This window comes from Sideroxyarcus emersonii (assembly GCF_021654335.1).
GTDB lineage: Bacteria > Pseudomonadota > Gammaproteobacteria > Burkholderiales > Gallionellaceae > Sideroxyarcus > Sideroxyarcus emersonii.
Genome location: NZ_AP023423.1, coordinates 2,536,026 through 2,551,323 on the forward strand (window position 1 = coordinate 2,536,026; position 15,298 = coordinate 2,551,323).

The following is a 15,298-nucleotide window of genomic DNA, read 5'->3' on the forward strand; positions in this document are numbered from 1 at the left end:
GATGAGCACGGACAGCTTCCGTGATTTCGTGCTCGAACAGCTGGCCACGCTCGACAGATTGAGCTGCAAGCGCATGTTCGGCGGTCACGGGCTGTATTGCGGTGAGATTTTCTTCGGCATCCTGTTCCACGGACAGCTGTATTTCAGGACACATCCCGACACCCTGCAGGATTATCTGGCCAGCGAAGCCCCTGTTTTCGCCCCGTCAGAAAAACAGATTTTGCGGAACTACCGCGAAGTTCCAGTGGAAATCCTTGAAGATAGCGAGCGTTTGATGCATTGGGCAAGGAAGGCGGCACGGCGATGAACATCCAAGCTAGGAAGCAGGCACTCAGGCAAAGTATAATCGCCGCCCGCGAAAAGTTGGCCGCGGCCGAGCGTTTGCATCTGAGCCGCACCATTATTGGCGCTGTATGCGATCTGCCCGGGTATCGGCAGGCGCAGACGGTGCTGGGTTATCTCAATTTCGGCGCCGAACTGGCGGCCGAACTGTGGGTACGACAGGCGCTGGCTGACGGCAAACGGGTCTTGCTGCCGCGGGTCAACCGCGCCAGCAAGCATCTGGACTTATATCAGGTGCTGGATCTGCAGCACGACGTGGCGCCCGGACTATGGGGCATACGTGAACCGGTTGCAGAGCGCTGCATAAAAGAAGAATCGCCGGGAACCGTGGATTTCATCCTGTTACCCGGCGTGGCATTCACCCGGAACGGGGCGCGGCTTGGGTATGGCGGCGGGTTTTACGACAAACTGCTGGCGCACATGCCGCACCAGCCGGCCCTGGTCGCCGGGGCGTTCGCGCTGCAGGTGGTGCCGGAGATTCCGCAGGAAAGCACCGACCGCAATGTCGACTTGCTGGTGACGGAAAACGAAACGATACGTTGCAATTTAGGGAGAGAGTGAAGATGGCTACGCAACAACCCGATTACGATCCACAGGAAACGCAAGAGTGGCTGGACGCGCTCCAATCCGTGCTGGAGAAGGAAGGCGCCGAACGAGCCCACTTCCTGATGGATCAGCTGATCCACCACGCACGCCTGGCTGGCGACGACATGCCGATCAGCGCCACCACCCCTTACATCAACACGATCCCGCTGGACAAGGAAGAACGCTCGGCAGGCAATTTCGAGCTGGAACACCGCATCCGCGCCCTGACGCGCTGGAACGCGATGGCCATCGTGATGAACGCCAACAAGGAATCGTCCGAGCTGGGCGGCCACATCGCCAGCTTCGCTTCGGCAGCGACTTTATATGATGTCGCCTTCAACCATTTCTTCCACGGCAAGACCGCCGACCACGGCGGCGACCTGGTGTATTTCCAGGGCCACTCCTCGCCCGGCATGTATGCGCGCGCTTTCCTTGAAGGCCGCCTTACCGAAGAACAGCTCTACAAGTTCCGCCAGGAAGTGGACGGCAACGGCCTGTCCTCTTATCCGCACCCCTGGCTGATGCCGAACTTCTGGCAATTTCCCACGGTGTCGATGGGCCTGGGCCCGCTGATGGCCATTTACCAGGCGCGCTTCATGCGCTACCTGCAGCACCGCAACCTGGCACAGACCAACGGCCGCAAGGTATGGGCTTTCCTCGGCGACGGCGAGACCGACGAACCGGAATCGCTGGGCGCGATCTCGATGGCCGGACGCGAGAAACTGGACAACCTGATCTTCGTCATCAACTGCAACCTGCAGCGCCTGGACGGCCCGGTGCGCGGCAACGGCAAGATCATCCAGGAACTGGAAGGCGTGTTCCGCGGCGCCGGCTGGAACGTCATCAAGGTCATCTGGGGCCGCTGGTGGGACCGCCTGCTGGCCAAGGACAAGACCGGCCTGCTGCTGAAACGCATGGAAGAGGTGGTCGACGGCGAGTACCAGACCTACAAATCCAAGGACGGCGCGTATGTACGCCAGCACTTCTTCGGCAAATATCCCGAGCTGCTCGAACTGGTCGCCGACATGTCGGACGACGAGATCTGGCACCTGAACCGCGGCGGCCACGACCCGTTCAAGATGTTCGCGGCCTATGCCGCTGCCAGCAAGCACACCGGCCAGCCCACCGTGATCCTAGCCAAGACGGTCAAAGGTTACGGCATGGGTGAGGCAGGCGAAGGACAGAATCCGACGCACCAGCAGAAGAAGATCGGCGAAGACGCGTTGCGCAAATTCCGCGACCGCTTCAACATCCCGGTCAGCGACGAACAGTTGCCCAAGCTGCCGTTCGTGCGCCTTGCCGAAGACAGCCAGGAGATGAAATACCTGCGCCAGCGTTGCGAGGCGATGGGTACGCTGCCGGCGCGGAAACCGGTCAGCAAGACATTGCCCATCCCCGACCTGCCTGCATTCGAAGCCCTGCTGAAGGACAGCGAAGGCCGCGAGTTCTCCACCACCATGGCGTTCGTGCGCCTGCTAGGCGTGCTGGTGAAGGACAAGGCGATCGGCAAGAAAATCGTGCCCATCGTGCCCGATGAATCGCGCACCTTCGGCATGGAAGGCATGTTCCGCCAGCTCGGCATCTTCTCCCAGGTGGGCCAGCTGTACACGCCGCAGGACGCCGACCAGCTCATGTTCTACAAGGAGTCGGAAGCCGGGCAGATCCTGCAGGAAGGCATCAACGAAGCCGGCGGCATGGCCGACTGGATCGCCGCCGCGACTGCTTACGCCAACCATGACGTGGCAATGATCCCGTTCTATATCTATTACTCGATGTTCGGCTTCCAGCGCATCGGCGACCTGGCCTGGGCAGCGGGCGACATGCGCGCGCGCGGCTTCCTCGTCGGCGGCACCGCCGGGCGCACCACGCTGAACGGCGAAGGCCTGCAGCACCAGGACGGCCACAGCCACCTGCAAGCCGCCATGATCCCGAATTGCATCAGCTACGATCCGACCTTTGCCTATGAACTGGCGGTGATCGTGCATGACGGCATGCGCCGCATGTACCAGAACCAGGAAGACGTGTTTTATTACCTCACCGTGATGAACGAGAATTACACGCACCCGGCCATGCCGAAGGGCGCCGAGGAAGGCATCATCAAGGGCATGTACAAGTTCAGCGCCGGCAAGGCCAAGGCGAAAGCCAGGGTTCAACTGCTGGGCAGCGGCACCATCCTGCGCGAAGTGATCGCCGCCGCCGAACTGCTGGAGAAGGATTTCGGCGTCGCCGCCGACGTCTGGAGCGTGACCAGCTTCAACGAACTGCGCCGCGAAGGCATCGACTGCGAACGCTGGAACACGCTGCATCCGGAAGCCAAGGCCCGCGTCAGCTACGTCGAGCAGTGCCTGGACGCTGCCGTGCCGGTAGTTGCCGCAACCGACTACATCCGCTCTTATGCCGACCAGATCCGCCCCTTCGTCAAGGCCCGCTACCGGACGCTGGGTACCGACGGCTTCGGCCGTTCGGATACGCGCAAGAAACTGCGCCACTTCTTCGAAGTCGACCGCTTCTATGTCGCCGTCGCCGCATTGAAGGCGCTGGCGGACGAAGGCACGCTGCCGGCGAGCGAAGTGAGCAAGGCAATCAAGTTGTACAAGATCAATCCCGACAAACCGAACCCGACGACGGTTTAAGCCGAGGAGACCAGCGTGGCAGAAATCAGACAAGTATTGGTGCCGGACATCGGCAATTTCAAGGGTGTTGCAGTCATCGAAGTGGCGGTGAAAGCCGGCGACAAGGTGTCCGCCGAGCAGGCGCTGATCACCGTGGAGACGGACAAGGCAACCATGGATGTGCCGGCGCCGTTCGACGGCGTGGTCAAGGAAGTGAAGGTAAAAGTCGGCGACAAGGTATCCGAAGGCGACCTGATCGTCCTGATGCAAAGCAGCGGTGCACAAGCGGCCGCCCCGGCAGCGGCACCTGCGCCGCAGGCCGCAGCGCCGGTCGCGGCGGCGCCAGCTCCTGCGCCCGCCCCGGTGGCTGCGGCGGCACCGGCAATGCCGGCCGCAACGGTCGCCCCCTCCGGTGGCAAGGCCCACGCCAGCCCGTCCATCCGCCGCTTCGCGCGCGAACTGGGCGTGAACCTGGCGCTGGTTGGCGGCAGCGGCGAAAAAGGCCGCATCACCAAAGACGATGTGCAGAACTTCGTCAAGAAATCGCTGGCTGGCGGCGCTGCCGCCACGGGTGGAGGCGCACTGCCCGGCCTGCTGCCGTGGCCGGAAGTGGATTTCGCCAAGTTCGGCGCGGTGGAAAGCAAGCCGCTGTCGCGCATCAAGAAACTGTCCGGTGCCAACCTGCACCGCAACTGGGTGATGATCCCGCATGTCACGCAGTTCGAGGAAGCCGACATCAGCGAGATGGAAGCCTTCCGCAAAGAGTTGGGTGCCGAATACGCCAAGCAGAACATCAAGATCACCCCGCTGGCCTTCATGCTCAAGGCCTGTGCCATCACGCTGAAGCACTTCCCCGATTTCTGCGCGTCGCTGGATGCCGCCGGCGAGAACCTGATCGTGAAGAAATACATCCACATCGGGGTGGCCGTGGATACGCCGGACGGCCTGATGGTGCCGGTGATCCGCGACGTGGACCAGAAAGGCATCGTGCAGCTGGCCAAGGAACTGGGCGAGGTCTCGGCCCGCGCCCGCGAGAAGAAAATCACTGCCGCAGACATGCAGGGCGGCTGCTTCACCATCTCCAGCCTGGGCGGCATCGGCGGAACGTCTTTCACGCCGATCATCAATGCGCCGGAAGTCGCCATCCTCGGCGTTTCGCGCTCCAGCATGAAACCGGTGTGGAAGGATGGCGAGTTCGTGCCGCGCCTGATGCTGCCGCTGTCGCTGTCCTATGACCACCGGGTGATCGACGGCGCCGCCGGAGCGCGTTTCACCACCTACCTTGCCCATGTGCTGTCGGACATGCGGCGTCTGGCACTGTAACCGGTGAGCACCGCTCCCATCGGCATCCTCGGCGGCACGTTCGATCCCATTCACCATGGGCATCTGCGTATCGCCCAGGAAGCGCTGGAGCAGTGCGACCTGGCGCAGGTGCGCTTCGTCCCCTGCGGCACGCCGCCGCACCGGGCGGCCCCGCTGGTAGAGGCGAAATCGCGCTGGGAAATGGTACGCCTGGCACTGAACGGCCATCCCGACTTCCTCGTCGACGTGCATGAGGTGTTCCGCACCGATCCCTGCTACACCGTGGACACACTTGCCGCATTGCGCGCCGAACTCGGCGAGCAGCAACCGCTGTGCCTCATCCTCGGCGGCGACGCCTTCCTGCAGTTGCACACCTGGCACGAATGGAAGAGGCTGTTCGAACTGGCGCATATTGTGGTGCTGCAACGCGCCGGCGGCCCGCCGCTGGGCAACGCGATGAATTCCAGCGATGCCGCGCTGCAGGCCGAATATCGCGCCCGCCTGGCGCCGGGTGCCAGTGCCCTGCACGAAGCGCCGCACGGCGCGATCTTCGTCGCCGACATGCCGGCCCTGGAAATTTCCTCCACCGACATACGCCGCCGTTGCGCGGAAGGCAGGAATGTCCGCTACCTCGTGCCCGATGCCGTGGTCAATTACATCAACACTCACCAACTGTATCGCACATGCTAAGCACAGAAGAAAAGACCCGGGCCATCGTCGCCGCCCTGGAAGACGTCAAGGCGCTCGACATCGAAGTCATCGACACCAGCAAGCTGAGCCCCCTGTTTGAACGCATGATCGTGGCCAGTGCCCAATCCACGCGCCAGACCAAGGCGCTGGCAGACAATGTCGAAAAAATGCTCAAGGAGCTGAACGAAGACCCGCTCAGCGTCGAGGGACAGCAAAGCGGCGAATGGATACTGGTCGACTTCGGCGAGGTGCTGGTGCACATCATGCAGCCGCCGGTACGTGCCTATTACAACCTCGAAGAATTGTGGGGCGCGCACCCCAAGGTGCGCGCGCACGCAGCAAAATGAAACTGCTGATCCTCGCGGTGGGCAACAAGATGCCCGCCTGGATCACCGAGGGTTTCAACGAATATGCCAAACGCATGCCGCGCGAGGCGAAGATCGAGCTGATCGAGATCAAGCCGGAGCCGCGCACCAGCGGCAAGACCGCCACGCAGATCATGGACGCCGAAGCGCAGCGCATCAAGGCCGCCCTGCCCGCTTCCGCACTGTGCATCGCGCTCGACGAACACGGCGCCACGCCCACCACCAGGCAACTCGCCCAGCAGATGCAGGACTGGATGCGGCAAGGTCGCGATGTCGCCTTCATCGTCGGCGGTGCGGACGGCCTGCATGAGTCGATCAAGCAGGCCGCGCAACAGTTGCTGGCGCTTTCGGCCTTCACCCTGCCGCACGGCATGGTGCGCGTGTTGCTGGCGGAACAGCTTTATCGGGCGCACAGCCTGATGCACAATCACCCCTACCACAGGGAATAATCCGGAACCGCCTGTCTTGTCGTCATGATCAAACATCAGCACATCTACCTCGCCTCACAAAGCCCGCGCCGCCGCGAACTGCTCAAGCAGATCGGCGTGCACTACGAGGTGCTATTGCTGCGCGACGACCCTCGCCGTTTCGTACAAGTGGACGAAACGCCGCACGACGGCGAGATACCGGTGGATTATGTGCAACGCATCTGCCGCGAGAAGGCGCGCGCCGGATGGGAAACCCTGGCCATGCGCAACCTGCCGCTGCTTCCGGTACTGGCGGCAGACACCACCGTCACGCTGGGAGGCAGGATCATCGGCAAACCGGACAACAACGAACATGCCGCCGAAATACTGCGCCTGCTGTCGGGATCACAGCACCAGGTCCTGACTGCCGTCGCCATGGCCTTCGAAGACCGGCTGGAGATGCGCCTGTCGACCACCACCATCACTTTCGACACCCTGAGCGAAGAGCGCATGCACCACTATCTGCTCACCGGCGAAGCACACGACAAGGCCGGCGCCTATGGCATCCAGGGACATGCCGGAGCTTTCGTGAAGCATATCGACGGCAGCTATACCGGCGTGATGGGACTGCCGCTGTACGAGACGGTAGAATTGCTGAAACTATTCGGATATCCCGCACCATGACAGAAGAGATCTTGATCAACGTCACCCCGCAGGAAACGCGCGTTGCGGTCATGCAGCAAGGCGTCGTGCAGGAACTGCACATCGAGCGCGGCAGCCAGCGCGGCCTGGTCAGCAATGTCTACGTCGGCAAAGTGAAGCGGGTGCTGCCCGGCATGCAGTCGGCATTCATCGACATCGGCCTGGAACGCTCCGCCTTCCTGCACGTCGCCGACATCTGGGAGAACCAGCACAACGGCGATGCCGTCAAGCCGATCGAGAAGGTGCTGTTCGAAGGTCAGAGCCTGCTGGTGCAGGTCATCAAGGACCCCATCGGCACCAAAGGCGCGCGCCTGTCCACGCAACTGAGTTTCGCCGGACGCCTGCTGGTCTATCTGCCGCAGGAGGCGCACATTGGCGTCTCGCAGCGCATCGAGAACGAAGAAGAACGCGAAGCACTGCGCGCCAAGCTGCAGCAGGTGCTGCCCGTCGAACAGAAGGGCGGCTACATCATCCGCACCATGGCCGAATCGGCCACCGACAGCGAACTGCGTGCCGATGTCGCCTACCTCGACAAGCTGTGGAGCAACCTGCAGCAGCAATCGCAGCGGCTGGCCGCCCCTGCGCTGCTGTACAAGGAGCTGGACATCAGCCTGCGCGTGCTGCGCGACTTCGTCAACGAAGAAACCACCCGGCTGCTGGTCGATTCGCGCGAGACCTACGAGCGCATGATGGCCTTTGCCACCGACTACATCGCCGCCGCCGTGCCCAAGCTGGAGCGCTATGTCGGCACGCGGCCGCTGTTCGACATGTACGGAGTCGAGGAGGAGATCGAGCGAGCCCTGTCGCGCCGGGTCGACCTGAAATCCGGCGGCTACCTCATCATCGACCAGACCGAAGCGCTCACTACCATTGACGTCAATACCGGCGGCTTCGTCGGCGGACGCAACTTCGACGACACCATCTTCAAGACCAACCTGGAAGCGGCGCAAGTCATCGCACGGCAACTGCGCCTGCGCAACCTCGGCGGCATCATCATCTGCGATTTCATCGACATGGATACGGCGGAGCACCGCGATGCCGTGCTGGAAGAATTCAAGAAGATGCTGGCGCGCGACCGCACCCGCATCAGCGTCAGCGGCTTCTCTTCGCTCGGCCTGGTCGAAATGACGCGCAAGCGCACCCGTGAAAGCCTGGCCCACGTACTGTGCGAACCCTGTCCGACCTGCCAGGGTCGCGGCGAGGTCAAGACCGCGCAGACGGTGTGTTACGAAATCCTGCGCGAGATCGTGCGCGAAGCGCGCCAGTTCTCCGCGCGCGAATACCGCATCCTCGGCTCGCAACAGGTCATCGACCTGTTCCTCGACGAGGAGTCGCAGAGCCTCGCCATGCTGTCCGACTTCATCGGCAAGCCCGTCTCGCTGCAAGTGGAAACTCTCTATTCGCAGGAGCAGTACGATGTCATCCTGATGTAATCAAAGCTACCTGAACGCCTCTATTGCCCGATAAGGTTGCGTTGACCTAATTTTGGTATTCGTTGATACTTTGCCTCGTACGGGCCCGGTATTCCATTTCTCTTATGCAAGCCATATTGCGCACGCTTCCCTTGCTGCTCCTGTGTCTATTCACAGGAGCAGCAAATGCAGAAGATGCGTTGACCCGCGCGATTGTCCATGTCGAATCTCTGCAGACCCAGGCCTTGGGTGCTGTGGCTGCAGCAGAGCGGGCAGTAGAAAATGCTCAGGCTGATTTGCGGGTGGCGCACGCTATCGAAGCCGAGGCCGGCCGCGCACATGATCAGGCCGCAATTACAGTAGCCAGCGAAGCAGTACAACAGGCTCAGGCACTGGAACGCGAGACACAACGCAATCTGTCTTTGGCACGAACCCTGTTGGTTGCTCGTAACAAGACTCTGGAAGATTTACGGGGTTGGACCCACACCAACCGTCGGCCAGCAGCCTTGCTGGTGGTAGATAGAGGCGAAGTGCGTCGTCATAGCCAGAATGGCTCGTCTGTACCACAGGACTTGACTCCTTTACGTACCGGTGAGCGCATCGAAACCGGCTCGAATGCGCAAGTGCGTCTGTTCGTATCCGGAGGAGATGCCGAGGTCTTACTGTCTGAAAACTCCTCCTACATGGTAACTCAGGACAACATGTCCGGCGATTTCTCGGCCCAACTGGATGAAGGAATGATGCGCATGCGTGTCTTGGTGAAAAATAAATTGGGTAAGCGATTTGAAGTTCGCACCCCTGCAGCCGTTTGCGGCGTGCGAGGAACCGATTTTTCCCTTGCACGAAAGTTGGATGGAGACGTGATTAAAGTCTACAGCGGCGTTGTAGCGGTGTCTCCACCAGCCGCTGATGGTGTCGAGGTTCTTGTCAAATCCGGTGAACAATTGAATATTCCGCAACAAGGAACCTGGCCAGCCCCACAATCATTCACCTCGGATATTGACGATCCGCCATGGAGCTCTAATCATGTTGAGAACTAGGTCCCTTGCGTGCTTTGTCGCTGCGATGCAGTTCTTCTTGGCTGCATCCTCGCATGCAGAATACTGCCTAGATTACTCAGCTGGCGTCCTGTCACTGGCACGGCAGTCCGGTTCCAGCAGCTCACGTGGCTGTGTCGCAACCGAGCAGGAATGTAAAGCGGCACTTATAAGCAATGCGAGTTCCTATAGAGGCAGTTGCTACTATGTACCGGGCCTTTATCCACCAACGCATGGAGCTACCAATGGCGGCATGTCCTCTGTAGATAAAGCGGCCAAGGAAAATGACAGCGCACAAAAGAAAATGCGCGCGCAGCAGCAAGCCGAAGAACGTGCAGAAGTACTCTCCGCACAACAGACCAGCCAAGGCTTGCTCCAAGAAATCAAAGGCACTTCCCAGCCCTCCCCGGGATTGACAATCAAAATACCGGCGGCCAAGGCCGTTGGCAAGGCACGCACCCAATTGGATTGCGTACAGCGGGCTTCGTCCAACTCAAAGCGCGAGGATGCAGCGCGACTTGGATCAAGTGTGTTGGTACAAGGCGCTCAAGACGATTTCGAAAATTCCGAAGATTGTCAGCCCGCATCCCCCAGCGTGCCTGAAGTTTCTGCACCCGTACCGGTTGGCGATGAATTGCCCCGCGATCCGGTTTTGCTATCGCAATTGCTCGATTCGCTACTGGCTCGCCAGCGCGACGCACAACAGCGACTGAAACGCCAAGACCGCGACATCGCAAAACTCGAAGCCGAAGTAAAGCGCGAGGAAAAGACCCCCAACGCAGAGATCAAGACAGCACCGGTCGAAAGCGATGCTTTGCGTCGTGCACGCGAGGCGTTGGCCAAGGCACGTGCAGATCGGCAAAAAACAGCGGCAGAGTATGACAAACTGCAACAACAGGCGCAGGCAGCGCGAGAGCGCCAAGGCACACCTTGATTCGTAAACAATGATGGAGGTACTCAGAATGTATGCCACAAGACTGAACCAATTTGCAATCTGCACCGCGCTAGTCGTACTGACTGGTTGCGCTTCTGCGCCTGAACTACCACCGCTCAGAAGCACTCCTGCAGACGCAGCTCCTGCGCCAATTATTCAGCCCGTGACTGCGATGCCGGAGGCTAAATCCGACGAACCAGTTCGAGCCCGAGCCTTCGGCACACCTGAAGACGCACGCCGACATGTCGTACGTGGCGCAGCTGCCATCGAGATGGCCAAGAATATGGACGATCTGGCTCGGGCAGCGGACGAATTCCGCCAAGCTACCGAGATCGCACCCGAAATGCCAGAGGCTTGGTACAACCTGGGGGCGATACTGGCAAAGACCGGAAAGCTAGATGAAGCGATTGCCAGTTACCGGCGCTATCTGGCCCTTTCGCCCAATGCGGCCGACAAGCAAAAAGTCAGTGACGAGATCATTAAGCTGGAATATCGACAGGAGCAGATGGTCAAAGAGCAGGCTAGCAGCGGCATCTGGGTGGAAAGTGATGGCACGCCATATCGCTTACAGATCAATGGCAACAAGTGGCTGCTGTCCACGACAGTCAGGCCTTTCCAGCCCGATGTGGACTATTACTATGGTCCCGGATTGGGTTCCATTGGGATGCCTATCAGCGACATGGAACAAATCGCTTTCAATATGGAATTGCGCGGCATCAAGCTGACAGGCACTTGGCAGCGTGCTGAAACCGTGGTCGATAAATGTACGGTGCCAGCGGAGACCGGCGATGTACAAGGTGAACTGGACGCAGCTCACGGCACCGTGACCTTGCAATTTACCAAATCACGCTACAAAACCCTCACATCGGCGCCGTTCATTTTCTCTTTCGACACCGGAGATACATGTCGAGAAGTGAGCGTATTGGAGCGGCGAGTCGTTCACTTTGTTTTTCTAGGGCCACTGCCCTCTGCAGGCATCGGCGCTATCGTGACCACTGCTCACGGCATGATGTCCAAGAAAGACTGGATAGGAGAATTGAGCGTGGTCAACACTGCCAAGGGTTCACCGGCGGAACTGGCCAATCTTTACAATGGGGACCTAGTGCTTGCTGTCGATGGTGTCGAGGTAAAAAGTCTGTCCGCAGGTGAAGCCATTCGTCGCCTGCGTGGTGAACCAGGCACCGAAGTACGATTGCTCGTGCAGCGACCGGGGGCAAACGAGCCAGTCGCAATCACCTTGCGACGCCAAGTGTTGCCGGCCCTGCCGGAAAAGATGAACTCGGCATGGTATAACTAATGCGACGAAATCAACCAGGGCAAGGCAAATACATGCCAGCGGATTTGAACAAGCCGCGCCTTTTTTGAATTTCCGAGGCTCCCTTGACAGCACGGGCTCTAGTTGCTGCAAGAAAGGGCGATTGCCATGAGAGCCGCCAGCACCCTGCGCTTGGCTATATGCATCCTGCACGCTACCGGAATGCGATCTCTGGTAGCGTAGAAATCAAGGATGGACGGCTTCGACTTTACTAAAATTCCCTTGGCAGTTGCTTAGGAACAATCCACTCCGAAAAATATATAGGCTATTTGTGAAATCTACTTGTTCTGATTTATCCACAAAATTAGTGAATTGAAGAGTGGGTAACGGGTATCCGAATCATAGCCAGTACATCTATTGCCACTGTTCATGCCAGCACCCAACGTAAACAGCCCCATCAATCCGTATCCAACTTTGGAATGCACCTCAACTTCGCTAACAAATACATTTTCCAAAGTATCTGGATTAGTGACCGTGAGCCGATAAAAGATGTCGCCACTCTCAATGCATTTGAAATGTATAACCAGGAACGGTTTGTAAGATCGATAAAGATCTCTCACTCCTCCCCAATTGCTCAGAGTCGTTACCTTGTTTTGTAAATTGTTGGATACGACTAGTTGCTGAAGGTCATCAAAGCCAATTACATCTCTAAAATAGTTTAATGCTCTTAGTTGTTTTACGTTATCCGTCTTAAAGTTGGAATTCATAGGACTAAAATCATCCTTAGAAATAACAACCAAATCTTGATACGGACCAAGCGCCAGTTTTTTTGAAACTACCACTCTTGCAACTGCGACTTCTCTATCAGATTGGAGCAATCCTGTTTTCGAATCGACCTGAGCAATTCGACTTTCACCGTATGTTCCACAAGCAGATGCGGATAAGCATAAGAGCATCACAACAAGTGTTCTATTCATGATCTATTACGCCCTAATGATAACTGCGCCGTTTTTATGGCTATAAAATCACTAGCAGGACGTTCCGATGACCGTCCGTTAAGGCCGGATTTTGACTGTTTGACTTTATTGGTACAAAGTCTGCTTCCTTCCACTTGGCTGCCATTCGATACTCATTAATTCTCACGTCTCGACCTAATCCGTTCAACCATCCAAAATGTCAGATGGCGGACGTCGTAAAGTCTTAGGATATTTCCACATCAAAATAAGATCGTCGCGATAAGGCCGGCAACAATGCCTGAAAGCACTACTCCGCATGCAATCACAAGACGGGTTCGTAGACTCAGGATGCGGCCTAGCATTGCCAGCGAAGGCAGGCTGACCGCAGGCAGCGTCATGATGAGCGCTCCTGCTGGGCCGGCGCCCATGCCTAATGCGAACATCGCTTGCACTATGGGCACTTCCCCCGCAGTGGGGATGACAAACAGCGTGCCGGCGAGTGCCATCGCAACGATCCAGACGATGCCATCATGCACATCGAGTACCGGAAAAAGCCAGGCCCTGGCAGCACCAAGTAGAAGCACGAGAATGAGATACTCCGGTACGAGTCTGATCGTCATGGTCAGTAATTCCTGCAACCAACGAGCCATGAAGCTGCCGTTTGAAGACACAGCATCAGGGGGTAAAGCCTGCTCAAGAGTATCTGCCTCATGCGATCCAGCATAGCGCTCCGCCAGATAAGCGACACCAAGCACCATCGCAATGCCAAACACAATTCTGAAGATGGCCCATCCCCATCCTAATACGAACCCCATGAACACCAAGGTCGCAGGATTCAACACCGGATTCGACATCCACCAGGAAACGACACTACCGACAGATGCCCGGCTTTGCCGCATACCAACGGCCACAGGTGCGGCACAGCAGGTACACATCATGCAAGGAATGGAGAAAAGACCGCCCATGGCGGTGCTCCTGAAACCCATGCGACCAAGCATTGCACTGACCCACTGACTCGGCAGAAGCACCTTGATGCCAGAACCCAGCACAAGACCAAGGACTAGTGCCTTCCAGATTGCCTTGCCATAGGCCATGGCGTAATCTGCTGCAGCGTTCCATGATGCGGGCGGCGCAGAAGCTGATTTCCCAGAAAGAATTGAATCGCCTATGGTGTGCTGGCTTTGAGCGAGAAGTGCCTTGGCATAATAGGGTGCCCATTTGACATAGGCGAACCCGATAATGGCCACAAGAGCAAAAATCATCACTCCAGTAAAGGGAGACAGGGATTTTTCGTTTGATCTGGTCTGCATGGAATACTTTCTACTATAAGTCGGCATTGGCAACTATGCCTTGCCACGGAATGCTAATGGTAGCCCGATTTCAACGACTACTTTTGGCCGTTTGCGGCTGCTGATTTAGATTTAAACCGATGACCGCCATACCTTCGAACTGCCACCTCCGGCTGGTCAACTGTGTCTCCGGATCCACTCGGGCCAGCTTGTCGCAAGCGATGGACAGGCCCCGACAGCGGAGCGCGCTGCTAGAGTAAGCGGCGAACCGAGAATATGCTCATTCTGCATGGTAGCCGTCAGACAACCCGCCTCCTGGGCGATTAAGGCACCTGCCGCGAAGTCCCACAGCTTTTGTTTGCCGTGCAGATAGGTTTGTACCCTTCCTGCAGCAAGCCAGCACCAATCCAGTGCCACCGAGCCAAAACTGCGTTGCGAATGATAGGGGTGCTCTGTGGCAATGGCGCTTGTCAGACCGGTCGGCAGGCGTTTGGTGTCTATGATGGCCATTGCGTGTTCTAGCCTGCCTGGCTCGTCATTGCGGCGGTTGAGTGCCTGTTGATCGAGGTAAGCGCCCATGCCCTTCAGCGCCTGAAAGCATTCGTCTCGATTGGGGTCGTACACCAAGCCGGCAACCACCTCTCCCTGTTGCATCAGCGCAAGGCTCACTGAATAGACCGGAATGCCGTGACTGAAATTACTGGTGCCATCCAGTGGATCCAGCAGCCAGCAATTGCCCGTTGCCAAAATGGCCGCCTGTTCGCTTTCAGCCATCTCTTCGCCTAGAACAGGAATGCCGGGAAAGTGGTCGAATAAAATCTTGCTGATATCTTCTTGAAGTGCGAGGTCGGTTGCGGTGAGCAAACTGCCATCGGACTTTCGCTCGGTGATCTGTCGGCCTGTTTTCGCGCGCTGAAAAATATCGCGTGCGGTTTCACGAACAGAGTCGAGCAAAAGGGGCCATTGCTGTCGGATGGTTGGATTCATGCTAGAGTCAAATCCAAAAATGGTCATGTGCGCCAGCAACTCACAGCATTTACTACCGTTGGAAATTAGCAACGAAAAGGCCAGCCGAAGCTGGCCTTTTTAATCAACGCTGTTTCCAGCGATTACTTCTTTGCGCCGTTGACCGCGGCCTTCAGCGTTGCACCGGCCTTGAAGGCGGGCTGCTTGGAAGCCTTGATCTTGATAGCTGCACCGGTAGACGGATTGCGGCCATTGCGAGCTGCACGCTTGCGCACTTCGAACGTACCGAAACCAACCAGAGCGACGTTGTCGCCCTTCTTCAGGGTAGCGGTCACGATATCGATAAGCGCTGCAATGTTACGGTCGGCATCAGCCTTGCTGCTGCCAGTCTTGGTTGCCAGTGCGTCAATCAGTTCTTTACGGTTCATGCGTATATGCTCCTTG

16 protein-coding genes are annotated in these 15,298 nt (G+C 58.1%); 12 read left to right on the forward strand and 4 right to left on the reverse strand.

The window, feature by feature from the left end; all coding sequences use genetic code 11:
* Window position 1: 1 nt before the first annotated feature.
* From L6418_RS12320 to L6418_RS12375, 12 genes are all read left to right on the forward strand, one after another.
* Window positions 2–307 (forward strand): TfoX/Sxy family protein, encoded by a 306-nt coding sequence (locus tag L6418_RS12320; RefSeq protein WP_237247217.1) that lies wholly within the window; start codon window positions 2–4, stop codon window positions 305–307.
* Window positions 304–903: a 5-formyltetrahydrofolate cyclo-ligase gene (locus L6418_RS12325; RefSeq protein ID WP_237247218.1), complete on the forward strand. Its 600-nt coding sequence runs from the start codon at window positions 304–306 to the stop codon at window positions 901–903. Before L6418_RS12320 ends, L6418_RS12325 begins: the two co-directional genes overlap by 4 nt.
* Before the next feature lie 2 nt (window positions 904–905).
* Complete coding sequence (aceE, locus tag L6418_RS12330; protein WP_237247219.1) at window positions 906–3,560, forward strand: pyruvate dehydrogenase (acetyl-transferring), homodimeric type; 2,655 nt, start codon at window positions 906–908, stop codon at window positions 3,558–3,560.
* A 15-nt stretch (window positions 3,561–3,575) separates the two neighbouring features.
* A complete protein-coding gene (aceF, locus tag L6418_RS12335; RefSeq protein WP_237247220.1) occupies window positions 3,576–4,862 on the forward strand; it encodes a dihydrolipoyllysine-residue acetyltransferase in 1,287 nt (428 codons plus the stop codon).
* Between the two features lie 3 nt (window positions 4,863–4,865).
* Window positions 4,866–5,531, forward strand: a complete 666-nt coding sequence (nadD, locus tag L6418_RS12340; RefSeq protein ID WP_237247221.1) for a nicotinate-nucleotide adenylyltransferase — start codon at window positions 4,866–4,868, stop codon at window positions 5,529–5,531.
* Window positions 5,525–5,878 (forward strand): ribosome silencing factor, encoded by a 354-nt coding sequence (rsfS, locus tag L6418_RS12345; RefSeq protein ID WP_237247222.1) that lies wholly within the window; start codon window positions 5,525–5,527, stop codon window positions 5,876–5,878. Before nadD ends, rsfS begins: the two co-directional genes overlap by 7 nt.
* Window positions 5,875–6,345 (forward strand): 23S rRNA (pseudouridine(1915)-N(3))-methyltransferase RlmH, encoded by a 471-nt coding sequence (gene rlmH / locus L6418_RS12350; RefSeq protein ID WP_237247223.1) that lies wholly within the window; start codon window positions 5,875–5,877, stop codon window positions 6,343–6,345. Before rsfS ends, rlmH begins: the two co-directional genes overlap by 4 nt.
* A 24-nt stretch (window positions 6,346–6,369) precedes the next feature.
* The gene (locus L6418_RS12355) at window positions 6,370–6,987 is read left to right on the forward strand and encodes a nucleoside triphosphate pyrophosphatase (protein WP_237247224.1); all 618 of its coding nucleotides are present in this window, start codon (window positions 6,370–6,372) and stop codon (window positions 6,985–6,987) included.
* A complete protein-coding gene (gene rng, locus L6418_RS12360) occupies window positions 6,984–8,438 on the forward strand; it encodes a ribonuclease G (protein WP_237247225.1) in 1,455 nt (484 codons plus the stop codon). Before L6418_RS12355 ends, rng begins: the two co-directional genes overlap by 4 nt.
* A gap of 104 nt (window positions 8,439–8,542) precedes the next feature.
* A complete protein-coding gene (locus L6418_RS12365) occupies window positions 8,543–9,457 on the forward strand; it encodes a FecR family protein (protein ID WP_237247226.1) in 915 nt (304 codons plus the stop codon).
* A gap of 250 nt (window positions 9,458–9,707) precedes the next feature.
* Complete coding sequence (locus L6418_RS12370) at window positions 9,708–10,388, forward strand: hypothetical protein (protein WP_237247227.1); 681 nt, start codon at window positions 9,708–9,710, stop codon at window positions 10,386–10,388.
* Between the two features lie 271 nt (window positions 10,389–10,659).
* Window positions 10,660–11,685: a tetratricopeptide repeat protein gene (locus L6418_RS12375; protein ID WP_237247228.1), complete on the forward strand. Its 1,026-nt coding sequence runs from the start codon at window positions 10,660–10,662 to the stop codon at window positions 11,683–11,685.
* A gap of 296 nt (window positions 11,686–11,981) precedes the next feature.
* On the opposite strand, the gene L6418_RS12380 is transcribed toward L6418_RS12375, so the two are convergent.
* The 4 genes from L6418_RS12380 to L6418_RS12395 all read right to left on the reverse strand — a co-directional run bounded on the left by L6418_RS12380 (window position 11,982) and on the right by L6418_RS12395 (window position 15,282).
* Window positions 11,982–12,620 carry a hypothetical protein gene (locus tag L6418_RS12380; RefSeq protein WP_237247229.1) on the reverse strand — a complete coding sequence of 213 codons (639 nt, stop codon included), beginning with the start codon at window positions 12,618–12,620 and terminating at the stop codon, window positions 11,982–11,984.
* A 239-nt stretch (window positions 12,621–12,859) separates the two neighbouring features.
* Complete coding sequence (locus tag L6418_RS12385) at window positions 12,860–13,909, reverse strand: permease (protein WP_237247230.1); 1,050 nt, start codon at window positions 13,907–13,909, stop codon at window positions 12,860–12,862.
* Window positions 13,910–14,065: 156 nt separating this feature from the next.
* Window positions 14,066–14,875 (reverse strand): inositol monophosphatase family protein, encoded by an 810-nt coding sequence (locus L6418_RS12390; RefSeq protein WP_237247231.1) that lies wholly within the window; start codon window positions 14,873–14,875, stop codon window positions 14,066–14,068.
* 122 nt (window positions 14,876–14,997) lie between these two features.
* A complete protein-coding gene (locus L6418_RS12395; protein WP_237247232.1) occupies window positions 14,998–15,282 on the reverse strand; it encodes an HU family DNA-binding protein in 285 nt (94 codons plus the stop codon).
* Window positions 15,283–15,298 lie beyond the last annotated feature (16 nt).